The following is a 22,678-nucleotide window of genomic DNA, read 5'->3' as shown; positions in this document are numbered from 1 at the left end:
TTTATCATCTTATTGGTTTTTCAGTAAATGATTGAAAAATTCGATATGCACTGTTTCGCCAGCCGCAACGTGCCCGCGTTCCCGTTCCAGAACGATAAAACAGTTTCCGGAGCTGTATGAACTAAAGATATGGGAACCTTGATGACCTGTGGTTTTTACCTCGAATTCCCCGTTTTCATTGATGGCAGCGATACCACGTTGAAAATCCAATCTTCCGGCGGATTTTTTCAATGGCGTTGTCGCCTTGGCTGTGAGGCGCATGGGGGGTTGCCATGTGGTAAAGCCGGATAAACGGGCAATCAGTGGTTGCACTAATTGATAGAAGGTCAACACAGCAGAAACGGGATTGCCAGGTAAGCCACAAAACCACGCATTCTCCAATTTACCGAACGCAAAAGGTTTACCCGGTTTAATCGCGAGTTTCCAGAAACTGATTTTGCCCACTTCATCTAAAATCTGTTTAGTGTAATCTGCTTCACCCACAGAAACGCCGCCGCTGCTGATCACTAAATCAGCTTGTTTATCTGCATTGATAAACGTTTGGCGCAATGTAGCAGGATCATCGCGGATCACGCCCAGATCGATAACTTCACAATCCAGTTTTTCTAACATCAGGTGAACAGCAAATCGGTTGGTATCGTAAATCTGACCAGCCTGTAACGGTTCGCCAATGGCTTGCAGTTCGTCACCTGTAGAGAAAATAGCAACTTTCAGCTTACGGACAACATCAATTTTAGCTATGCCCAGTGAAGCAATCAGCGGCAATTGCGCCGTGGAAAGTTTAATTCCTTTTGGCAATACCACCGCATTTTGAGTGATATCTTCTCCAACAGTACGAATATTTTGCCCTTGTGTTACCGGAGAAGTGAACCGGATTCCTGTTTCAGTAACCTCTGTCTGTTCCTGCATCACCACGGCATCAGCACCAGAAGGAATAGGGGCGCCAGTCATGATGCGAATACAACTGCCAGCCGGCCATTCACCCTGAAACGGCACACCAGCCAGTGCTTTTCCTGCAACGGGCAAGGTTTGGTGATCGCTCAGATCGGTAACGCGAATGGCATAACCATCCATTGCTGAGTTATCAAAAGGGGGAACGTTGATGGGGGAAATAATATCAGTGGCGGTGATACGGCCCGCAGATTCAATCAGGTTAATGGTTTCTGTGTCAGTTAGGGGAACAGTCTGCGCCAGTAATTTTTCTAGTGCCTGCTCAAGTGAAATTAAGTCTGAGGTATGACAGTGATCCATGAGAAGCTCCCTATATGCCGCAAATACAAATATTACAGCTTGCGGACAATCATTTATTTTTGAAGCAGTTATTTTTGCAATTGAACGCATTATGACAAAGATTGCCTTGCTGGGGAATGAGGGGGAGTAGTTGTTAATAAAAGATGTATATTATATTCATGATTTGTTATAACTGATTTATTCTCACTAATCCAATTGATTTCATTATCATTTAATCACTATGAGCAATCAAACCATCACATCTCGTGGACGTCATTATCAGGCTTTTCAGATTGCATTAAGCGGTTTTCTTGCTTTGGTTGTTGCAATGGGAATAGGGCGTTTCACTTTTACCCCACAAGTTCCGTTAATGATCGCTGAATCCCAACTCACATTGACGGGAGCAGGCATTGTTGCGGCATTTAATTACCTTGGTTATCTGGCGGGTTCTTATGATGCAATGCGGGCTCAGCGTTTTGTTGAATATCGTCTATGGAGTGGATTATGGGGAGCAGTGATCATTACGCTGCTTTCGGCATTGCTGGATGGGCCTGTTTTGCACAGTATTGCTCGTTTCTTTATTGGCTGGGCCAGTGGCTGGACGTTGGTATTGGTTGCAGCATGGGCGAATGATGAGTTGGCAAAACTGAATCGTCCGGGATTAAGTGCGGCTGTTTTCTCTGGGCCGGGAATGGGGATCTTTATCAGCGGTGTGTTGGCGATGGGGATCCAATCCTGGCAAATGAGTGCCGCCAGCGCGTGGATGTTATATGGTATTCTGGCTTTACTACTCAGTATTTATATCAGCCGTCATTTACCCCGCAGTGGTGAACTGCACCGTCCGCAAACTGCCATCCAAAAACTCACTCTGACACCGGATATTAAGCGATTAGTGTGGAGTTACAGTCTGGCTGGATTTGGCTATATTTTGCCTGCAACATTCCTTTCCCAAATGGCATCAGAACGTTTTCCTGATAGCCTGTTTGCTCAGTTTGTCTGGCCAATATTTGGCGGTGCTTCTGTTATTGGCATCATGTTGGGAATTTTACTGCGCAATGTATCAACGCCTCAAATTCGTTTGGCAGTCTTGTTATGGCTTCAGGCATCAGGTATTTTGATTGCAGAAATATTGCCGGGTCTTGCCGGGTTAATGACTGGAGCATTACTGATAGGCGGTGGTTTTATGTGTGTGGTGCAATTGGCTTTGCAGTATGGCCGGGAATTGGCGCCAAATCACGCCCGCTATATGGCGGGATTACTGACCACGGGTTATGCACTGGGGCAATTAGTGGGGCCGGTGTTATCAGCGATTTCAACATGGCTGACAGGTAAACTGGAACCTGCTTTGTATATTGCATTTATTGGCTTGCTTGTTGCAGGGTTATTGGTTTTCAATCGTCATAAAATCCATCGTGAGTTATCTTGATTTGGCGCATTGATGACGCACAGGTATAGTTGTGCCTGGATACAAAAATAAATAAATATCGTGTGGTGTTACACTCACTGATATCTGCGTAAAATAAACGTTTCGATTATCCGTCAAGTAACGGAAAGTATTACTCTTGGAGAAACTGATGTCATCCCTAAGTACAGAAGCTGCATTGGTGCATTCGGCACTGATCGCCCGTGGTCTTGAAACCCCATTGCGTGAACAAACTCTGGAGCCGGAAGTGCGTAAGGCACGCATTGAGGAACACATGACAGAAATTATGAAACTGTTAAATCTTGATTTGAGTGATGACAGTTTGGCGGATACGCCGGGTCGTATCGCGAAAATGTATGTGGATGAGATCTTTTCAGGATTGGATTATAACAATTTCCCGAAAATCACCCTGATAGAAAATAAAATGAAAGTCGATGAGATGGTAACGGTACGTGATATCACGTTAACCAGCACCTGCGAACACCATTTCGTCATCATTGACGGCAAAGCTACCGTTGCTTATATCCCTAAAGATAAGGTCATTGGTTTGTCGAAGATTAATCGTATTGTTCAGTTTTTTGCTCAGCGTCCACAAGTGCAGGAACGTTTGACGCAGCAGATCCTGATTGCACTACAAGCCTTGCTTGGCACAAATAATGTCGCCGTTTCTATTGATGCTGTCCACTATTGCGTTAAAGCACGCGGCATTCGTGATGCAACCAGCACGACAACGACGACTTCTCTGGGAGGGTTATTTAAAACCAGCCAGAATACACGGCAGGAATTCCTGCGTGCCGTGCGCCATCTGCAATTATCATGATGAACTTTTAATATCATGGAGCATAGTTCTAATGGAGTAATGCACCAGCGAGTTGAGGTAATTGATAGCCTGCGTGGTTTTGCCATTTTGGGGATATTACTGCTGAATATCTCCGGTTTTGCATTGCCATATGCGGCCTATATGAATTTGTTTTATAACGATTCAGTTTCATCCTCTGATGTCGTGACATGGCTGATTTTGAATACCTTTACTCAGGGAAAATTTCTGTTCATCTTGACGTTGTTGTTTGGGGCATCGCTTGAACTGCTTCAACAGCGAGGGCGTGATTGGAATATTCCCAGATTGCTGATTTTGGCTGTTATTGGTTTACTGCACGGTATTTTGCTATGGGATGGCGATATCTTGTTGTCATATGGCATTGTTGGCCTGCTGGCATGGCATTTTATCAATAATCGTCAAAAGTTGTTTGGTACAGCGGCGACGTTGTATTTATTCGGCGTGATGATGTTTTATCTTCTGGGGTTATTTCCCCTAGGAGATAATAATTCATTCTGGCAGCCAACACCGGAAGACTTCTTTCATGAGAGTTACTGGAAAATTCATGGCGGGCTACTGGCTATAGAGCATCGAATCCGTCAAATCAGTGGCATCATGATTGTGGTCGTTGTGCAATACGGCTGGCAAATAGTGGGTGTCATGCTTTGTGGTGCAATGTTACTGCGTAATGGTTGGTTAAAAGGAGAATTCAGCCGCAAACATTACCGTCGACTGGCATTATGCTTAATTCCTGTGGGGATGGTGATTCAATGTATTGCCTTGTCAATTCAGTATCTATACCCTTACAGTTATTTTGCGTCGTGGACAGTCCGCTACACTATTACTGAACTGGCAACACCCTTGTTGGCATTGGCTTATATCTCGTTGATTTATGGATTCTGGCCTACCATATCACGCTGGAAAATCGCGTTTTGGCTTCGTCAGGTCGGGAGAATGGCACTGAGTAGTTATTTGTTGCAAACCTTGATTTGCACCACTCTTTTTTATCGCTTTGAATTATTTGGCCGGTTTACTCGTTTGGAATTGATGGCATTTGTTCCATTTATCTGGGCATTAAATATTTGGTTTGCTTGCTGGTGGTTAAATCGTTATTCACAAGGGCCGATGGAAAAGCTCTGGCGCAGTTTAACAACAAAATTGTCTGGTAAGATTTAGGCAAATAATTTGCTAAGTTATTTAAAGATTAAGAGCCTATTGGATAGGCTCTTTTATATTAAATTCGTTTCTATTTTTTTATTTGCTATGAGGTTTTTTCTCTAGTTCCTGTAGCTCTTCTGGCGATACAGCCGGATAACCCTGAACCCCGGTTGGGACGCTATGTGGTGTGGGAATTGGCATCAATGGGCCTAAAAAACGTGGTTCACGTTTCAGAATATACAAATCTGTCAATGCGCCAAGGCGTGCAAATATTTCCCTGAAACGAATGGTCATCATATTCTTAGGGGAAGGCACCGCATAGCATTGTGCTTCTATACCCAGATGTATGGCGATAAATAAAGCCCGTTCACAATGGAAGCGCTGAGTGATTATGGTAAAGTCGTCAGTATCAAATACCTTGCGGGTTCTGACAATCGAATCTAATGTTCTGAAACCGGCAAAGTCCATTACAATGCTGCTGGCAGGGATCCCTGCCTTGAGCAAATCCTTCCGCATGGTAATTGGTTCATTATAATTGTGCTGAGCGTTATCTCCGCTCAATAACAAATACTTAACTTTACCGCTGTTGTAAGCGTTAACCGCTCCTTGAATACGGTAAAAGTAATATTGGTTATATTGACCGGTTTTATAATATTTGGATGTGCCAAGTACCATGCCGACTTGTCGCTCAGGAAGTTGCCTGAGGTCATCAAAAATGTAAGGAGCGGTTTTCCAGCTAATCCAACGGTCAAGCATAATAGCTGCCAGCATCATGACAGCAATGATGAAAACCAGACCGGTAATCAAGCGTTTCCACATGATTTTCGTTTGCCTTATATGTACTTATGGGCCAATGCCTAAAGGCTACTTTACTTAAAATATTGAAGCAAGTTTCCAGTGGGTGATATTAAAACTAATTGAAAAACTAAAACGACGGTGTAATAACTGAATAAGCCCGCCAACATGATTGGCAGGCTTATTAAGATTATTATCAGAATGAGGTGCGTTTATAGATGCGATATTCTGGTTTCCAGAAATTGCGGTCAATTGCCTCATCCAGTGCATTTTCGGATGTGACAATCGCTACACCTTGAATTTGGGCTTTTTTCGCCACTTCTTTGGCTATTTTGCGAGAAACATCCTGGATATCATCGATGAGCGGCAGTAATGGGCCAGAGCCTGTTTGTGCCAGTGGTGAGCACTCTGCCAATGCACGGCTGGCTGCCATCAACATATCATCCGTAACACGTTTAGCGCCGGAAGCGATAACACCTAATCCGATACCAGGGAAAATATAGGAGTTATTGCACTGTGCGATCGGGAATTCCTGACCTTCATATTTTACCGGCGCAAATGGGCTGCCTGTTGCCACCAGCGCTTTGCCCTCTGTCCAATTGATGATGTCTTCAGGACGCGCTTCTACACGAGAGGTTGGGTTAGACAGCGGCATCACGATTGGACGTTCACAATGTTTGTGCATTTCACGGATGATTTCCTCTGTGAACAAACCAGACTGACCGGAAACACCAATCAAGACAGTGGGTTTTGCGTTGTGAACGACATCCATCAGCGAAAGGGAATCACTGCTGACATCCCATGATTGCAGAGCTGAACTTTTCTGTACCAGCGCACTCTGGAAATCCAGAAGATTTGGCAGTTTATCGGTTAAGAGACCAAAACGGTCAACCATGAACACACGGGCACGAGCCTGCTCATCACTTAATCCTTCAGATTTCATCTGGGCAATGATCTGCTCTGCAATCCCGCAACCCGCGGAACCCGCACCAAGGAATGCCACAGTCTGATCTTTTAGCTGGCGCCCCGCGGCATGGCTGGCTGCAATCAAGCTACCAAGGGCAACGGCTGCGGTACCTTGAATATCATCGTTGAAGCAGCAAAGCTCATCACGATAGCGGGTCAATAGTGGCATCGCGTTGTTCTGAGCAAAATCTTCGAATTGCAGCAGTACATTTGGCCAGCGGCGTTTCACCGCCTGAATAAATTCATCCACAAATTCGTCATACTCTTTGCCGGTAATGCGCGGATGACGCCAGCCCATGTATAGCGGGTCATTCAGACGTTGTGGGTTATTTGTGCCCACATCCAGCACAACCGGTAAGGTATAAGCCGGGCTGATCCCACCACAGGAGGTATACAGCGACAATTTACCAATAGGGATCCCCATTCCCCCGATACCCTGATCACCCAGGCCAAGAATACGTTCACCATCAGTGACCACGATAACTTTCACATTCTGCTTGGTGGCATTTTGCAGCATGTCATCAATGTAAGCTTTGTTTGGGTAGGAAATAAACAGGCCACGTGCACGGCGGTAAATGTCAGAAAAATGCTCACACGCTTCACCCACGGTTGGTGTATAGATGATAGGCATCATTTCACTGAGGTGAGCATCAAGGAGGCGATAGAACAGCGTTTCGTTGGTGTCCTGAATATTCCTTAAATAAATGTGTTTATCGGCGTCACTTTTAAAATCGCGATATTGACGGTAGGCGCGTTCGGCCTGTTCTTCTATTGTTTCAACTGCCTGGGGCAGTAAACCATGCAAGTTGAAATTGCTGCGCTCTTCTTCAGTAAAGGCACTGCCTTTATTCAGCAGAGGAAATTCCAATAAGATGGGACCTGCGTAGGGAATATAAAGAGGACGTTTACTTTCGTGTTCCAGTTCCATGATGCTTACTCTTTGGACTAATCAATAACAAAATCGGCTGTAGATCCTAAGAAGATAAAAAAAATAAGTACAGCAAATGTTACTTAAATATATTTATCGTGAGCAAAAATGAGAGATAACATGCAGAATTGGCTAAAAAAATGTTATTCAATTTCTTTATTTTACTCCTCTTGAGCGATATAGAGGAGTAAAACTGCCATTTTGTTAAGTTACCTTTATACCCAATGGGATATCGTTCATTTTAAAAAGTATGCCGTTCCACTTTTGTACAGCCAAGTGCGGTTAATGTCGATTGGGTTGCGTTCCATTGTGATAAATGGCTATTTTCACCTTCCACGAGTACCGCCCGTTTGATGGATTGACAATTTCCACCTGACATATTCATGAGTATCAGAGCGGCCTGCAATGGCGGTAAACTTGGGTTGAATGCAGCGTTTTCTGCATAACGGCCGGTATAAATTCGCCCTTGCTCATCCTGTAGTGCGATCCCTGAGTGGGATTGGCTATAAGGTGCGTGACTGTGGTTTGCTGCGTCTAGAGCTGCCTGTACTAATTCGTCGTTGGTATTGATGGTATCGATGGTATTGAATTGATGCCCGTGGTTAACGGTATCCAGCAGCAACGGTGTGTCTGTTAAATCACCTGGGCCAAAGGCTTCCGGCAGGTAATCCGCTAGCGTTAATCTTGGGCGATTCGGTAGATAAACTTCTAATTGTGTTCCACTATTCAGCTCATTCATAAACTGGCGGCAGTGACCACAAGGCGAATAGTTGATAGTGATGGAAGCCAGTTTTTTCTCACCACATAACCAAGCGTGTGTAATTGCTGATTGTTCGGCATGGACAGTTTGCTGTAAAGGGACACCAGCAAATTCCATATTGGCGCCGAAATAAAGATTACCACTTTCTCCCCGTACAATTGCACCGACATAGAAATGGGAAATAGGCGTAATGGCACAGGCCGCAGCAAGTGGTAATAAGGCTAATGCCAGCGCATGATCATCAAATCCACTGATTTGTTTAACGGATTCAACCTGTTTTGCAGTTAACATGGCAGGAAAATCGTCATTGCCAATGTAAGGTAATAGCGCTTCTTGCAGTTTAGGCGTAATTTCTGACCAAATAGCATGAAAACGAGCTTGCATAGAATGATCTCCAAATTAATTGAAGGTCATTCTAGGATGTCTGTTCAGGTTTGTAATGTGATAACAGCCATATATTTAATGAAATTTGTGTAATAAAAGCATTATCTTAGCAACTTATATCAAATTTTTGCTGTTTTAATTAATTTTTTCACTTTTCCGTTACGCTTTATCAACTTCTTTAACAATGGCTGTTGGCGGGATAATTAACCGAACAGATGCAATAAGATCGGAAATAAAAAAGGTGCAATGAGTGAAGTAATAATGCCGCACGTCATTAAAGCCAGCGAGCTGTATGCCCCTTCAACATGATCCATTTCAGCACAGCGAGCAGTCCCCACTGCATGGGATGCTGTTCCCATCGCCAATCCTCGCGAAGCCTGTGTCTTTATTTTCAGAAGATTAAACAGGTTATGCCCAAAAATTGCACCTAAAATACCTACCGTAATAACACAAGCTGCACTGATAGCGGGAATACCACCAATAGAATCAGCGACTGCCATAGCAATTGGCGTGGTGACAGATTTGGGTAGAACGGAAGCGGCGATTTCCGGTGTAGCACCTGCCCATAATGCAATGGCAGTACCTGTTACCATTGCCACAATACTGCCAATAAAACAGATGGTAATAATCGATTTCCACTGGGCACGGATCTGATGGAGTTGTTCATAAAGTGGGAAGGCCAAGGCGACAACGGCAGGTTGTAGCAAATCATTCAATATCCGGCTACCCGCAAAATAATGTGCGTAAGGTGTATTTGTCATGAGTAGCAGGGGAATGATAACGGCCATTGATATCAACAAAGGATTAAATATAGGCAGTTTGAGCCGAATTGATAGCTTTTTGGCAAAATAAAATACGAGCAAAGTTAACGGTAGTGACCACCAAATATGACTTAACATTTTTCTTTCTCTTCCTGTTCTTGCTGTTTAGCGCCAATAATGATGCGCTCGCGGTGGACATAGTGGGAACTGTAGGCAACAACAATCATGACAACAATTGTACTGACAATACAGGAAAGGATAATGGGGAGTATTTGCTGGCTGAGTTGTGAGTAATAATCCATGACGCCCACTCCGATAGGTAAAAAGAGCAATGTCATATTTTTCATCAACAGACTACAGCTCGGTTTTACCCAATGCGGGGGAATAATTTGGAATGCAAGTAAACAAAACAGGAGAAGTAAACCAATAATACTGCCGGGAAGAGAGAAGGGAAGCAGTGCTGAAATGATATTTCCCGCGATCAAGCACAAATAGAGCAACGCAAATGCGCGCAGATATTGCCAGCCTGTCATCAGCACGTTTTGGAAAGACATAATAGATAATTCCTCAATATAGCGAGGTTTTTATCATACGACTAACACCGTAAATGTGCCATACGTCACATTAAAAAGCGGACTCATTTTTGAGCCCGCTTTAGTATCTATTTGATAAAAATCAATATTTTTTCTGAATACGCGTTAGTTATTTAACTTGCATACCAGGTTGTGCGCCGCTATCTGGGCTGAGCAGGAAAATATCTTTTCCGCCAGGGCCTGCTGCCATCACCATACCTTCTGAAATACCAAAGCGCATCTTGCGGGGTGCAAGGTTGGCAACCATCACTGTCAGGCGATTTTCTAACGCCTTTGGATCAGGATAGGCTGAGCGAATGCCGGAGAACACTTGACGAGTCTCGCCGCCGAGATCAAGGGTCAGTTTCAGTAACTTATCTGAGCCTTCAACAAAATCCGCTTGTTTGATCAATGCAATACGTAGATCAACTTTGGCAAAATCATCAAATGTAATCGTGTCCTGAATAGGATCATCCGCCAACGGGCCAGTTACGGTTTTTTGGGGTTCAATGCTCTCTTTTGAGTCAGCAACCATAGCTTCAATTTTAGCCATTTCAATGCGATTAAATAGTGCTTTGAATGGGGAAACTTCATGGTTTAACAGAGGTTGTTGGATGCTATCCCAAGTCAGTTCGGTATTCAGGAAGGCTTCTGCGCGTACAGTCAAGCCCGGAAGCACTGGCTTCAGGTAAGTCATTAGTACGCGGAACAGATTAATGCCCATTGAACAAATCGCTTGTAGATCGGCGTCACGGCCTTCTTGTTTCGCCACAACCCACGGTGCCTGTTCATCAACGTAACGGTTAGCAATATCGGCCAATGCCATGATTTCACGGATTGCCTTGCCGAACTCACGGTTGGTGAAGTCTTCTGCAATAGTTTGTGCTGCATCAACAAATTTTTGGTACAGCACAGGGTCAGCAAGCTGGTATGCCAGTTTGCCACCAAAGCGCTTATTGATGAAACCGGCATTACGTGAAGCAAGGTTAACCACTTTGTTAACAATATCGCTGTTGACACGCTGAACAAAGTCTTCCAGATTCAGGTCAATATCATCAATGCGGGAAGAGAGCTTCGCAGCGTAATAATAACGCAGGCAATCAGCATCAAGGTGTTTCAGATAAGTCTCGGCCTTGATGAAGGTTCCGCGGGATTTGGACATCTTAGTTCCGTTTACGGTGATATAACCGTGAACAAACAGGTTGGTTGGTTTACGGTAATTGCAACCTTCCAACATTGCCGGCCAGAACAGGCTGTGGAAATAAACGATATCTTTACCGATGAAATGGTAGAGATCTGCTTTGGAATCTTTTTCCCAGAACTCATCGAAATTCAGGTCATCACGCTTATCACTCAGATTTTTGAATGAGCCCATGTAGCCAATTGGCGCGTCCAACCAAACGTAGAAATATTTACCCGGTTGATCTGGAATTTCAAAACCGAAATAAGGTGCATCACGGGTGATATCCCATTGTTGCAACCCGGCTTCGAACCATTCCTGCATTTTATTGGCAACTTGCTCTTGCAACGTACCAGAACGAGTCCATTTTTGCAGCATATCGCTGAATGCAGGAAGATCGAAGAAGAAATGCTCTGTATCGCGCATTTCTGGCGTGGCTCCAGAAACAACGGAACGAGGATTGATCAGCTCCGTTGGGGAATAGGTTGTCCCACAAACTTCGCAGTTATCGCCATACTGATCTTCTGCCTTACATTTTGGGCAGGCGCCTTTGACGAAACGGTCTGGCAGGAACATACCTTTTTCTGGATCGTACAACTGAGAAATTGTCCGGTTTTTGATGTAACCGTTCTTTTTCAGTTCCAGATAAATTTTAGATGCAAATGCTTTGTTCTCTTCACTATGCGTAGAATGGTAGTTATCGTAGCTGATAGCAAAGCCGGCAAAATCCTGCTGATGCTCCAGGTTCACCTTGGCAATCATATCTTCTGGTGAAACCCCACTCTGCTGGGCTTTCAGCATGATTGGTGTACCATGGGCATCATCAGCGCAGACAAAGTGAACCTCTTTGCCGCGCATTCGATGATAACGAACCCAAATATCAGCCTGAATGTGTTCCAGAATATGACCGAGATGAATTGGACCGTTAGCATAAGGTAACGCACAGGTCACCAATAGTTTGTTCGCGACTTGAGACATAGTTAGGATCTGACTTCCGTAAAATGAAAAGGGTTTTTGATGTTACCTGATCAAGAGCGTTGCCGCTAGGGTAACGGGGGAACTTCGTCACTTTTACTTATGGCCTTATCTGAAGCCGTTAGCTTCTGTTATGATGCCCAAACGGTTTTAGGTTGAAAAAAGAGAAATTAAAAGGAGCCGGGATGAACTCACAATCCCCCGAGCAGACCAATCCTGACCTGCTGAAAGAACACATTGCCAAGATATTGGCAACATTCAAACACCCGACATTAGAGCGAGATTTGATCGCCCTGAAAGCGTTGCATCATTGCACTATGCTGGATGGCGTACTGCATATTGAATTAATCATGCCGTTCGTCTGGAAACGCGCTTTTGAAGTATTAAAAGAAGAAACAACTCAATCCCTGCAAGCCGCGACGGGAGCGAAAGCCGTTGAGTGGCGATTAACCCATGATATCAGCACATTGCGCCGCGCCAATAACTTGCCGGGCGTAAATGGTGTGCGCAATATTGTCGCAGTCAGCTCAGGTAAGGGCGGTGTGGGGAAATCCAGCACGGCGGTAAATTTGGCGCTGGCACTGGCACAGGAAGGAGCAAAAGTCGGTATTCTGGATGCGGATATCTACGGCCCTTCTATCCCCAATATGCTTGGTACAGCCAAAGAGCGCCCGACTTCCCCGGATGGTCAGCATATGGCACCGATTATGGTACATAGCATGGCGACTAACTCCATCGGCTACCTTGTTACCGATGATAACGCAATGGTTTGGCGTGGCCCGATGGCGAGCAAAGCCTTGATGCAAATGTTACAGGATACTTTGTGGCCAGATTTGGATTATCTGGTGATCGATATGCCGCCGGGGACAGGTGATATCCAGTTGACGCTATCTCAGAATATTCCGGTGACTGGTGCGTTGGTTATTACAACACCACAGGATATTGCCCTGATTGATGCCATGAAGGGCATTGTCATGTTTCAGAAAGTCAATGTGCCGGTTTTAGGCATTATTGAAAATATGAGCACCCATATTTGCAGTAACTGCGGTCATCATGAGCCGATTTTCGGTACAGGTGGAGCAGAGAAACTCGCAGAAAAATATCATTGCCAATTATTGGGAAAAATTCCACTGCATATTTCATTGCGTGAAGATCTTGACCGTGGTGAACCGACGGTGATTAGTCAGCCTGATAGTGAGTTTGCGGATATTTATCGTGAAATTGCTGCCGGTATTTCTGCACAGATGTATTGGCAGGGAGAAAAGATCCCGACTGAAATTTCTTTCCGTGCAGTTTGATTGATGTGGTTGCAGTTTTATTTAAGTAATTATTTAAAAAATATATAAAACGCCGTTGTTAGTTGACAATTTTTTGTGAGCGGCGTTTTTTTAACTTAGTTAAAAATATTATTTACTTTAATTGGTTGTCTGGTGTTTTATTCTTCCCTGATTAATAAATTAGATGTAAAACTCGATTTATTGTTTTTATTACATAGAAATAGTGAAATTAAGAAAACTTAATCCCTCTGATAAGTAATTTATTGAGATTTTAATTCATTAAATAAACTACTTTATAGTTAAGTTCAGCGCCTTGAAATCCCTCTTTTCAAAAGGTATTTTATCCACCTTAAAAAATCTTATGTAAGGAATGGCAATGGATTTTAATGGTAGCTCCACAAAATGGAAAAAAGGGGTTATGGCGTTTTGCATTGCGCTAGCGTTATCAGCGTGTGATAACAAGAAAGAAGCGTCAGCACAGCCTGTAGCCTCTGCATCATCTGAAACTGCGCAAGATCATTCAATCGCAGGGAAAGTTGAACAATTAGCCAAGGAATTAAAAGGCGAATCTGTTCAAGATGCTGAACAAGTTATTTCAGAAAAAATGCAGGCATATATTGAGTGTTATAACTCACTGGATGAATATATCCATAAGAGTATGAATCGCTATAGCGATTGGGTTAAAGACTTAGAAAAAGGCCCTACAGGTAATGAAAAAGGTGTTTATGGCATCTACCCGGTTGGACAAGATGGCGTAACCCGTTGTCAGGGAAAAATTAAAAAAGTTGCCGCGATGACACCCGAATTGAAGCCGATTGATGATATTGCTATTAACTATATTGAGTTATCAGTAAAACTTGTCGCAGAAATCAATGCACTGAATCGTTATTATGACCAAGGTGATCACAAAGATGATGGTTTTGCCAAAGGCAAAGCAAAACATCCTCAATTGATTGCTGCTTATCAGGCATTTGAACCCGTGTCTGAGGAATTCTCTCTATCTATTGAAAAGATTAATGATGAACGTCAACTGACCGCTTTACAGCAAATAGAAAAAGAAGATGGTCGGACGTTGGAATATTATAGTCTGGCAATCTTAATTGATGCTAAAAAAATCAATCAGATGATTGAAGAGGATACTTTTGATACTGCTCAAGCATTTGTTATGGTTTCTGAATTGCAAAGCAAGACAGAAAATGCGCTTCCCTTGGTTGCAGAACTTCAGAATGCGGGTGACCACTCCTACATAGGTTATAACTTTCTGCTAACCCAAGCTGACAGTTATGCTAAGGCGGCGAAAGAACGTATCCGCAGGATCAGGGATAAAGTTCCTTATTCAGATTTTGAGCAAAAACATTTAGGCACTTCTTCTGAATGGTTGATAAATGGTTCTGTCGGCAAGCTGATACGAGAGTATAATCAATTTGTTGAGAGATTTAATAGGTTAAGTTAATGATTAACCTATTGATATTATTATCATCCAGTGGTGGTTTATGATATTTGAGTGACTCAGTATGAAGAACGTAGGCCAATGGCTCCTACGGTTACAGGGCCATTGTTCTATGTCCGGTGATGCCTATGTCCGGTGATGTCGATGTTCGGTGATGTCTATTTTATCTGCCAAAATGTCTCGCATCACTTTCCATATTTCAATTACATACCATTGAAGGATTATTTTTAGCGTATTCTCCATTTGAAGCATAAAATCGCGGGATTTTTATGCGAAGCGTATCGAAAAAAACGAGACTTATCTTGTTTACTCTGGAATAGAAGCCACTAACTCCCTATAATCCGCCACACATGGTGTTCGTGAATACCATGTTCCCACTTTATTTTTTTCTTTTTTAACCAGGTTATTTCTACTATGGCTGATGAAGCACATAAGTGTACAATCGTAGGTATCTCAGGTGCCTCCGCCTCAGGCAAAAGCCTAATTGCCAGCACACTTTATAGAGAATTACGCGCTCAGGTTGGTGATCATAATATCGGTGTTATTCCAGAAGATTGCTATTATAAAGATCAAACCAACACCCCAATGGAAGAACGTTATAAAGTTAATTATGATCACCCAAGTTCAATGGATCACAATTTACTGTTTGAACATCTCCAGGCACTGAAGGCCGGAAAATCCATTGAATTGCCGCAATATGACTACGTTGAACACACCCGCAAACCTGAATCCATTCATTTTGAACCGAAAAGAGTCATTATTCTCGAAGGTATTCTACTATTAACGGATAAGCGCTTGCGTCAAGAGTTGGATTTTTCCATTTTTGTCGATACACCACTGGATATCTGTTTGATGCGCCGTATTAAACGCGATGTGAATGAACGCGGGCGTTCGTTGGATTCCGTTATGGAACAGTACAAGAAAACGGTACGACCCATGTTCCTGCAATTTATCGAGCCATCAAAACAATATGCCGATATTATTGTACCTCGTGGTGGGAAAAACCGCGTGGCCATTGATATCTTAAAAGCCAAAATTGGCCAATTTTACGAATAATCTGCTGTTCAGGCATTCATAAGTACCATCGTATTTGAGAGGAAATAATGCGACTCTGTGACCGTGACATTATTAAATGGCTAGATGAAGGTAAGCTGGTAATTACCCCACGTCCCCCTGTTGAACGTATTAATGGGGCAACTGCTGATGTGCGCCTTGGGAATCAGTTTCGCGTTTTTCGGGGTCATACTGCCGCTTACATTGATTTGAGTGGCCCTAAGGCGGAAGTCAATGCAGCACTTGACCGTGTCATGAGCGATGAAATTACTTTGCCGGATGGAGAAGCATTTTTCCTCCATCCCGGTGAATTGGCTTTGGCGGTAACGCTGGAATCTGTCACACTGCCTGATAATTTAGTCGGTTGGTTGGATGGGCGTTCATCTCTGGCGCGTCTCGGCCTGATGGTGCATGTCACTGCGCATCGCATTGATCCGGGTTGGCAGGGGCAAATCGTTCTGGAATTCTATAATTCAGGCAAACTGCCTTTGGCTTTACGCCCCGGGATGGTCATAGGCGCATTGAGCTTTGAACCGCTTTCCGGATCGGCTGAACGGCCTTATAACCGACGTCAGGATGCTAAATATAAAAATCAGCAGGGAGCCGTAGGTAGCCGTATCAGTGAAGATTAATCTTTCCTGATAAAGCTTTCTGGTGAAAATGGTCATCTTGTAGACATGAGACTGGGGAAGTCATGAAAAGATTGTTGACGACACTCGTTATTTTGTTGGTAGTCATTGTTGTTGGTTTAACTACGCTGGTCATGTTAATTAACCCAAATGATTTCCGTGACTATATAGTCAAACAGGTACAAAAGAAGAGTGGTTACCAGCTCGTGTTTCAGGATGATTTACGCTGGCATGTCTGGCCAAAACTGAGCATTCTGACTGGACAGGTATCATTGACCGCTCAGGATGCTAAAAAGCCGGCAATTGTGGCAGAAAATATGCGTCTGGACGTGGAATTGTTGCCTCTGTTATCCCACCAACTTTCAGTTAAAGAAGTGATGCTGAAAGAGGCTGTATTGCGATTCACACCAGATAGCCAGCCGCAGAAACGGCTGCAAGCTCCGATTGCGCCGGCAAGTGATATTCGCTATCCCGCCGTCTCTGGCCTTCAGGCTTGGAAATTGGATATTGCCAGAATCAAAGTAGTGGATAGTTTACTGATCTGGCAAGCCAGTGATCATTCCCAATTAAATGTTCGTGGTATCAATTTACTGTTGGAACGCAATGATAAAAATCACGTTGACCTCAAACTCAGCAGTAAAATTAATCAGAATCAGAAAGAATTAGCATTTGAACTTGGTGCCTCAGTGGATATTTCCGACTATCCGCAGAAGATGTTGGCTGACATTAATTCCCTGACGTATCAATTAAAGGGTGTTGGTTTGCCATCTGCCGGAATTCAAGGGACGGGCAGTGCGACAGTGAAATATCAGGCTTCACCTGAATCAATATCACTGCAAAAAATAGCGTTGATGATAAATGATGAGAACGCACTGAAAGGTAATATTACTGCCATATTGAAAAATAAGCCGCAATACTCCATCAACCTGACATCGCCAAAATTGAATCTGGACAATCTGTTGGGATGGGATGTTTTACCGAAAAATACCCCACAGGCAAAACATGATTATCGAATCGAAAATAACTCCTCAAAACCAGTGATCGCGGCATCAGTCTCGCCATTGTCCAATTATGATCTCACTTTTTTGCAAGGCGTTGATGCTGATGTCTCATTCATGGCAGATAAACTCATCTATCAGGGGATGAATATTGATAATTTTGGTTTGCAGGCTGTGAATAATAATGGCTTGGCGAGAATTGAAAAGTTAAGCGGCAATCTATTTGGTGGGCATTTTGCGCTGCCAACCACGATTGATGCCACAGTGACTCCTGCAAAATTACATACAAAGCCACTTTTACAGAAAATTGAGCTGGAGCCATTGTTAACCGCATTAGCATTACCGCCAATATTCAATGGCCAGATTAACGTGGATGGTAACCTTGTGGGGGAAGGGTATGACGAATATGCTATTTCCCATTATTGGCAGGGTGATTTGAATATCGTTCTGAAAAACGCGCGCCTGAAAGGATTGAATATTCCACAGCTTATTCAGCAATCTTTTTCCCGGGCAACTGATCAAGTCAGCCAACCTACGAATACAGGTGATTTTACTGAAGCGAAAGATATGTCAGTGAAAGCACAATTGGATCGTGGTGAGATTAATATTAGTGAACTTACTGCAACTTCCGGTATTCTCAATATACAGGGTAAAGGAAAAGCCAATTTACTGAAACAGAACACCGATGTTTCATTATGGGTGCAATTAACCGATGGATGGGGTCAGCAGAACGAATTGGTACGTCGTCTGGCGAAGTTAAGAGTACCACTGCGCGTTTATGGTGATTGGAATAACCTGCAATATATGTTGAATGTGGAATCTGTATTGCGTGATGAGATACAAGAAAGAGCTAAAAAATCCATCAAAGATTGGCTCGAAAATAACAACGATAATGAGAACCTTAAAAAACTAGAAGAATTGCTGAATAAAAACAGGGGCAATCATTAATACGTAATGTTAACCATGTATGCAGATTTTAATTAAAAAAATGGCTCAGAGTGTCACAAATCATAAAGTCAGAAATAAGACAAAGAGAGGGTAAATATTACCTATGACGTCTAACCTTGGTCGTGCATTATCGTCGGTTTATGTGTAGTAATAGAAAAGAAATTGATATCTTAGTTTAGGTCAGGTGATCGCCTTGGCGATCACCTGATTTAATGCCTATTTCTGTTAATACCCTACTGTATTAATACCCGACAACCTGATAGTAGAAGTGCGGTACCCAGTCAAGCTGATTAGTCGTGACAGAGACTGTCAGTGTATCTTTCGACAAGCCAACTCCGTCTGAATTATCTCGCCGGGTTTTGACATCAGCCAAATAACTAGGATGCTGATTATCAAAACTATCTCCGACAATGCTTGCCTGGCATGAAATAATGCCATTTGGCAAGGCCGTGGGCAGTGTGATTTTGTAGAAGTGAGTATAGTAAGTCACTCCACCAATCACAGATACATTAAATTCGCCAATAGGTTCACTACCAACCACAAGTCCGTTTAACATGAATATCTCACCCAGTTTGATGATGGTGTGATCTTCCCCGATTCGACGTGATTCAAGGCCTGATCCTACCAAATCACCCAAGCCTAAATTTCGCACAAAGGCTTGTTTATCTGGGATATCGGCTCCATTCTTACTTTTCTCCAGCCGTCCCTCAACGTCATTTTTGGCGGCTATCGCATTGGTATCGGCATTACTTGCTAATGTTTCAACTTTATTGATGCGGGTATCGATTTCCGTCTTGCTATAAGCCCCTACATCAGATGCAGTCAGTCTAATATCGGATAACAGGGCTTTGCCATTTACGGTACGCGTGAGTGGGACTCGACCATCCGCATTGTTATTGGCTGCATTTGCCAGATCTTTAATGTCCTCAATGCGGTTGTCCACTTCGCCTTTGGTATAGGCATTCATATCAGATGCAGTCAGCTTAATATCGGATAATAGGGCCTTACCATTCACGGTACGCGTGAGTGGAACTTTACTCTCCGTATTATTATTGGCATTATTTGCCAGTTCCTTAACCTCATCAATAAGGATGTTGATATCAGCCTTGTTATAGGTATCTATATCAGACGCAGTAAGTTGAATGTCCGTTGATAATTCCTTGCCATTCACTTTACGTGTCAATGGTACTTTGCTATCAGCAATACTAATGGCTGAATTTGCTGTGTTATCGGCTTTTTTAGCTTGCTCGGTAACTCTGCTGATTTGATCATCGATTTCCGCTTTATCATAAGTATTGATATCAGCAGCTTTTAATTCAATGTCAGTTATCAGCTCCTTGCCATTGACCTTGCGGGTTGATGGAACAGATTGTTGCAGAGCCAACGTGGCATTTTTATTGGCAGTTTCAGCCAGATCCTTAACGTCCTTGAGATTGGTGTCACTTTCTGTTTTGCTGTAGGCATCGACATCGGCAGCAATCAATTGGATATCGGTTGAAAGTTCTTTACCATTGATTTTACGGGTTAATGGCACTTTGCTGTCACCCAGATCCGTAACATCTTTGATACGTGTGTCGATTTCCGATTTGCTGTAAGCATCAACATCGGCAGCAATCAATTGGATGTCGGCTGACAGTTCTTTGTTATTAACTTTGCGGGTTAATGGCACTTTACCGTCAGCCGAACTCTGAACGTCGTTGATACGCGTATCGATTTCCGCTTTGCTGTAAACATCAATATCAACAGCAGTCAGTTGGATATCGGTCGTGAGGTCTTTCCCATTGACTTTGCGGGTTAATGGCACTTTGCTGTTAGCCAGATCCCTGACGTCCTTGATATGGGCATCACTTTCTGCTTTGCTGTAGGCGCCAACATCAGCGGCAGTGAGTTGAATATCGGCTGACAGTTCTTTGTCATTAACTTTGCGGGTTGGTGGCACTTTGCTGTCAGCTAAATCCGTCACAACTTTAATGTTAGCGTCACTTTCTGCTTTGCTGTAGGCATCGACATCGGCGGCAGTGAGTTGGATATCGGCTGACAGTTCTTTGTTATTAACTTTGCGGGTTAATGGCACTTTGCTGTTAGCCAGATCCCTGACATCATTGATATGCGCGTCGGTTTCCACTTTGCTGTAGGCACCAACATCAGCGGCGGTGAGTTGGATATCAGCTGACAGCTCTTTGTCATTAACTTTGCGGGTTAATGGCACTTTGTTGTTAGCCGAATCCTGAACGTCTTTGATACGCGTATCGATTTCTGCTGTGCTATAGGCACCAATATCAGCGGCAGTGAGTTGGATATCGGCTGACAGTTCTTTGTCATTAACTTTGCGGGTTGATGGCACTTTGCTGTCAGCCAGATCTGTCACAACCTTAATATTGGCGTCACTTTCTGCTTTGCTGTAGGCATCGACATCGGCAGCAAGCAGTTGGATATCCACTGACAGTTCTTTGTTATTAACTTTGCGGGTTAATGGCACTTTGCTGTCAGCCAGATCCGCCACAACTTTAATATTAGCGTCACTTTCCACTTTGCTGTAGGCACCAACATCAGCGGCAGTGAGTTGGATATCAGCTGACAGCTCTTTGTCATTAACTTTGCGGGTTAATGGCACTTTGCTGTCAGCCAAATCCTGAACGTCGTTGATACGCGTATCGATTTCTGCTGTGCTGTAGGCACCAATATCAGCGGCAGTGAGTTGGATATCGGCTGACAGTTCTTTGCTATTAACTTTGCGGGTTGATGGCACTTTGTTGTCAGCCGAATTCTGAACGTCGTTGATACGCGTGTCGATTTCTGATTTGTTGTAGGCATCGACATCAGCAGCAGTGAGTTGGATATCGGCTGACAATTCTTTGTGATTAACTTTGCGGGTTGATGGCACTTTGTTGTCAGCCAGCTCCTTGACATCGTTGATACGCGTGTCGATTTCCGCTTTGCCGTAGACATCGATATCGACAGCAGTCAGTTGGATATCGGTTGTGAGTTCCTTGCCATTGACTTTGCGGGTTAATGGCACTTTGCTGTCAGCCAGATCCCGAACACCCTTGAGATTGGCGTCGCTTTCCGCTTTGTTGTAGGCACCGACATCGGCAGCAGTGAGTTGGATATCGGTTAAGAGTTCCTTGTCGTTGATCTTGCGGGTTAACGGAACTTTTTTGTCAGCCTCTTTAATGGCCGATATGGCATTGTTATTGGCCGTGTCGGCTGATTGCTGAACGGCATTGATACGATCGTCAATTGCTTTCTTATCGTAGGTACCGATATCATCCACAGTCAGTTGGATGTCTGTTATTAACTCTTTGTCATTAATCTTACGAGTTTGTGGAACCGCACTTTTAATTTCTGTAAGTGCCTGAATTGCATTCTGATTAGCAGTATCGGCCGACTTCTTAACTGTGTCGATAAGTCCATCAGTCTCTTGTCGGGTGTAGGCACCCACATCAAGCGCGGTCAGGTCAATGTCTTTTATCAGCTCTTTGCCGTTGATCTTACGGGATTGTGGAACTTTGTTATTTGCAATATCAATAGCTTGATTAGCTAATTCATTGGCTCCATTGACAAGAGAATCTGTTTGAATTTTGTCGTAGGCACCAACATTCGCTGCTGTCAACTCAATATCTCTGGACAGTTCCTTGCCATTAACTTTGCGGGTTGATGGTACAAATTTGCCGGTAGAGGATATCGTAGTCGCTAAATCATAAGCTTTATTTGCTAATTCATAGGCTGTTTTTATTGCTTTTGGTGTTGCTGCATGAGTTTCGTTGTCACTGTTTACTGCACTACTCAATACAACAAATCCTTTCTCTTTTAAAGTAGCGTTAGGATGGTTGCGGCTTTCGGCGTGTTCTTTAATTTTTTCTCTCACATAGTTGCGAGTTGAAAGGCCGGAAAGTAGCTTACTTATCCAATCTGTCAGTCTTCTGTCGCCAACAGGCAGAGCCATACGAATGGTTTGCTCCTGAGATTCCTGTTTGTAGAGATCGGCGCAGTTTCCTACCGCAATCAGTGTGCCATCTTTATCAAATAAGCCCATTTCACGGATCCACCAATTCCCTTCACCTTCAGGAAGTGTTTGCTCAGCGATAAGTTGGCTGGGATTTTGGGGATCGATGGTCAAAGCATCAAGTTCAGCACGATGCTTTTCATTAATTAGTGTAGATTGGTTAGCGTTGGGAATGGGTGCACTACCACCTCCATCCCCTACAGCCATATGGGTAATTTCAAGTTTATTACCCGATGAAGAAGCTGCTTCTAGTTTGTTTTTACCTGCATGTGTCAGTAATGCAAAATGTTTTGTACTCATATGAAACCCTCATCTTATCAACAATAAATAGATGTATTGCGAAATCAGCCGCAGAAGACTTTGTCAAA

16 protein-coding genes are annotated in these 22,678 nt (G+C 43.5%); 8 read left to right on the top strand and 8 right to left on the bottom strand.

What is annotated here, in order from left to right:
* Positions 1-9: 9 nt before the first annotated feature.
* Positions 10-1,251 (bottom strand): molybdopterin molybdotransferase MoeA, encoded by a 1,242-nt coding sequence (gene moeA / locus Xmir_RS11550; RefSeq protein WP_099114393.1) that lies wholly within the window; start codon positions 1,249-1,251, stop codon positions 10-12.
* A gap of 220 nt (positions 1,252-1,471) precedes the next feature.
* Here moeA and Xmir_RS11545 point away from each other — a divergent pair, with 220 nt between their 5' ends.
* The 3 genes from Xmir_RS11545 to yeiB all read left to right on the top strand — a co-directional run bounded on the left by Xmir_RS11545 (position 1,472) and on the right by yeiB (position 4,646).
* The gene (locus tag Xmir_RS11545; RefSeq protein WP_099114392.1) at positions 1,472-2,656 is read left to right on the top strand and encodes a YbfB/YjiJ family MFS transporter; all 1,185 of its coding nucleotides are present in this window, start codon (positions 1,472-1,474) and stop codon (positions 2,654-2,656) included.
* Positions 2,657-2,804: 148 nt separating this feature from the next.
* On the top strand, positions 2,805-3,473 hold the full coding sequence (gene folE / locus Xmir_RS11540) for a GTP cyclohydrolase I FolE (protein WP_099114391.1): 669 nt from the start codon (positions 2,805-2,807) through the stop codon (positions 3,471-3,473).
* Positions 3,474-3,488: 15 nt separating this feature from the next.
* Complete coding sequence (gene yeiB, locus Xmir_RS11535) at positions 3,489-4,646, top strand: DUF418 domain-containing protein YeiB (RefSeq protein ID WP_099114390.1); 1,158 nt, start codon at positions 3,489-3,491, stop codon at positions 4,644-4,646.
* Between the two features lie 78 nt (positions 4,647-4,724).
* Here the strand turns inward: yeiB and sanA are convergent, their stop codons facing one another.
* The 6 genes from sanA to metG form a co-directional block, all read right to left on the bottom strand.
* Entirely contained in the window at positions 4,725-5,447 is a 723-nt protein-coding gene (gene sanA, locus Xmir_RS11530; protein ID WP_099114389.1) for an outer membrane permeability protein SanA, read from the bottom strand.
* Positions 5,448-5,619: 172 nt separating this feature from the next.
* Positions 5,620-7,317 (bottom strand): NAD-dependent malic enzyme, encoded by a 1,698-nt coding sequence (locus tag Xmir_RS11525; RefSeq protein ID WP_099114388.1) that lies wholly within the window; start codon positions 7,315-7,317, stop codon positions 5,620-5,622.
* 241 nt (positions 7,318-7,558) lie between these two features.
* A complete protein-coding gene (gene cdd / locus Xmir_RS11520; RefSeq protein ID WP_099114387.1) occupies positions 7,559-8,461 on the bottom strand; it encodes a cytidine deaminase in 903 nt (300 codons plus the stop codon).
* 203 nt (positions 8,462-8,664) lie between these two features.
* On the bottom strand, positions 8,665-9,360 hold the full coding sequence (locus Xmir_RS11515; protein WP_099114386.1) for a CidB/LrgB family autolysis modulator: 696 nt from the start codon (positions 9,358-9,360) through the stop codon (positions 8,665-8,667).
* Entirely contained in the window at positions 9,354-9,776 is a 423-nt protein-coding gene (locus Xmir_RS11510) for a CidA/LrgA family protein (protein ID WP_099114385.1), read from the bottom strand. The genes Xmir_RS11515 and Xmir_RS11510 overlap by 7 nt, the downstream gene beginning before the upstream one ends.
* Positions 9,777-9,924: 148 nt before the next feature.
* Entirely contained in the window at positions 9,925-11,952 is a 2,028-nt protein-coding gene (gene metG, locus Xmir_RS11505) for a methionine--tRNA ligase (RefSeq protein WP_099114384.1), read from the bottom strand.
* 182 nt (positions 11,953-12,134) lie between these two features.
* Here metG and apbC point away from each other — a divergent pair, with 182 nt between their 5' ends.
* The 5 genes from apbC (at position 12,135) to asmA (ending at position 18,304) form a co-directional block, all read left to right on the top strand.
* Positions 12,135-13,247, top strand: coding sequence for an iron-sulfur cluster carrier protein ApbC (gene apbC / locus Xmir_RS11500; RefSeq protein ID WP_099114383.1), 1,113 nt, complete (start codon positions 12,135-12,137; stop codon positions 13,245-13,247).
* Positions 13,248-13,602: 355 nt separating this feature from the next.
* A complete protein-coding gene (locus Xmir_RS11495; protein ID WP_167385971.1) occupies positions 13,603-14,679 on the top strand; it encodes a YiiG family protein in 1,077 nt (358 codons plus the stop codon).
* Between the two features lie 411 nt (positions 14,680-15,090).
* On the top strand, positions 15,091-15,732 hold the full coding sequence (gene udk / locus Xmir_RS11490) for a uridine kinase (protein ID WP_099114381.1): 642 nt from the start codon (positions 15,091-15,093) through the stop codon (positions 15,730-15,732).
* Between the two features lie 47 nt (positions 15,733-15,779).
* Positions 15,780-16,361 (top strand): dCTP deaminase, encoded by a 582-nt coding sequence (gene dcd, locus Xmir_RS11485; protein ID WP_099114380.1) that lies wholly within the window; start codon positions 15,780-15,782, stop codon positions 16,359-16,361.
* A 62-nt stretch (positions 16,362-16,423) separates the two neighbouring features.
* A complete protein-coding gene (gene asmA / locus Xmir_RS11480) occupies positions 16,424-18,304 on the top strand; it encodes an outer membrane assembly protein AsmA (RefSeq protein ID WP_099114379.1) in 1,881 nt (626 codons plus the stop codon).
* Positions 18,305-18,545: 241 nt separating this feature from the next.
* Here the strand turns inward: asmA and Xmir_RS11475 are convergent, their stop codons facing one another.
* Complete coding sequence (locus Xmir_RS11475) at positions 18,546-22,610, bottom strand: phage tail protein (RefSeq protein ID WP_099114378.1); 4,065 nt, start codon at positions 22,608-22,610, stop codon at positions 18,546-18,548.
* Positions 22,611-22,678: the final 68 nt, after the last annotated feature.

The organism is Xenorhabdus miraniensis, assembly GCF_002632615.1.
This window is presented reverse-complemented; position numbering and strand designations above follow the sequence as displayed.

Coding starts and splice junctions, on each gene's coding strand:
- udk (WP_099114381.1), top strand. CDS start 15,091: ATGGCTGATGAAGCACATAAGTGTACAATCGTAGGTATCTCAGGTGCC.
- Xmir_RS11515 (WP_099114386.1), bottom strand. CDS start 9,360: ATGTTAAGTCATATTTGGTGGTCACTACCGTTAACTTTGCTCGTATTT.
- dcd (WP_099114380.1), top strand. CDS start 15,780: ATGCGACTCTGTGACCGTGACATTATTAAATGGCTAGATGAAGGTAAG.
- Xmir_RS11545 (WP_099114392.1), top strand. CDS start 1,472: ATGAGCAATCAAACCATCACATCTCGTGGACGTCATTATCAGGCTTTT.
- Xmir_RS11475 (WP_099114378.1), bottom strand. CDS start 22,610: ATGAGTACAAAACATTTTGCATTACTGACACATGCAGGTAAAAACAAA.
- Xmir_RS11525 (WP_099114388.1), bottom strand. CDS start 7,317: ATGGAACTGGAACACGAAAGTAAACGTCCTCTTTATATTCCCTACGCA.
- moeA (WP_099114393.1), bottom strand. CDS start 1,251: ATGGATCACTGTCATACCTCAGACTTAATTTCACTTGAGCAGGCACTA.
- cdd (WP_099114387.1), bottom strand. CDS start 8,461: ATGCAAGCTCGTTTTCATGCTATTTGGTCAGAAATTACGCCTAAACTG.
- sanA (WP_099114389.1), bottom strand. CDS start 5,447: ATGTGGAAACGCTTGATTACCGGTCTGGTTTTCATCATTGCTGTCATG.
- yeiB (WP_099114390.1), top strand. CDS start 3,489: ATGGAGCATAGTTCTAATGGAGTAATGCACCAGCGAGTTGAGGTAATT.
- folE (WP_099114391.1), top strand. CDS start 2,805: ATGTCATCCCTAAGTACAGAAGCTGCATTGGTGCATTCGGCACTGATC.
- metG (WP_099114384.1), bottom strand. CDS start 11,952: ATGTCTCAAGTCGCGAACAAACTATTGGTGACCTGTGCGTTACCTTAT.
- Xmir_RS11510 (WP_099114385.1), bottom strand. CDS start 9,776: ATGTCTTTCCAAAACGTGCTGATGACAGGCTGGCAATATCTGCGCGCA.
- Xmir_RS11495 (WP_167385971.1), top strand. CDS start 13,603: ATGGATTTTAATGGTAGCTCCACAAAATGGAAAAAAGGGGTTATGGCG.
- apbC (WP_099114383.1), top strand. CDS start 12,135: ATGAACTCACAATCCCCCGAGCAGACCAATCCTGACCTGCTGAAAGAA.
- asmA (WP_099114379.1), top strand. CDS start 16,424: ATGAAAAGATTGTTGACGACACTCGTTATTTTGTTGGTAGTCATTGTT.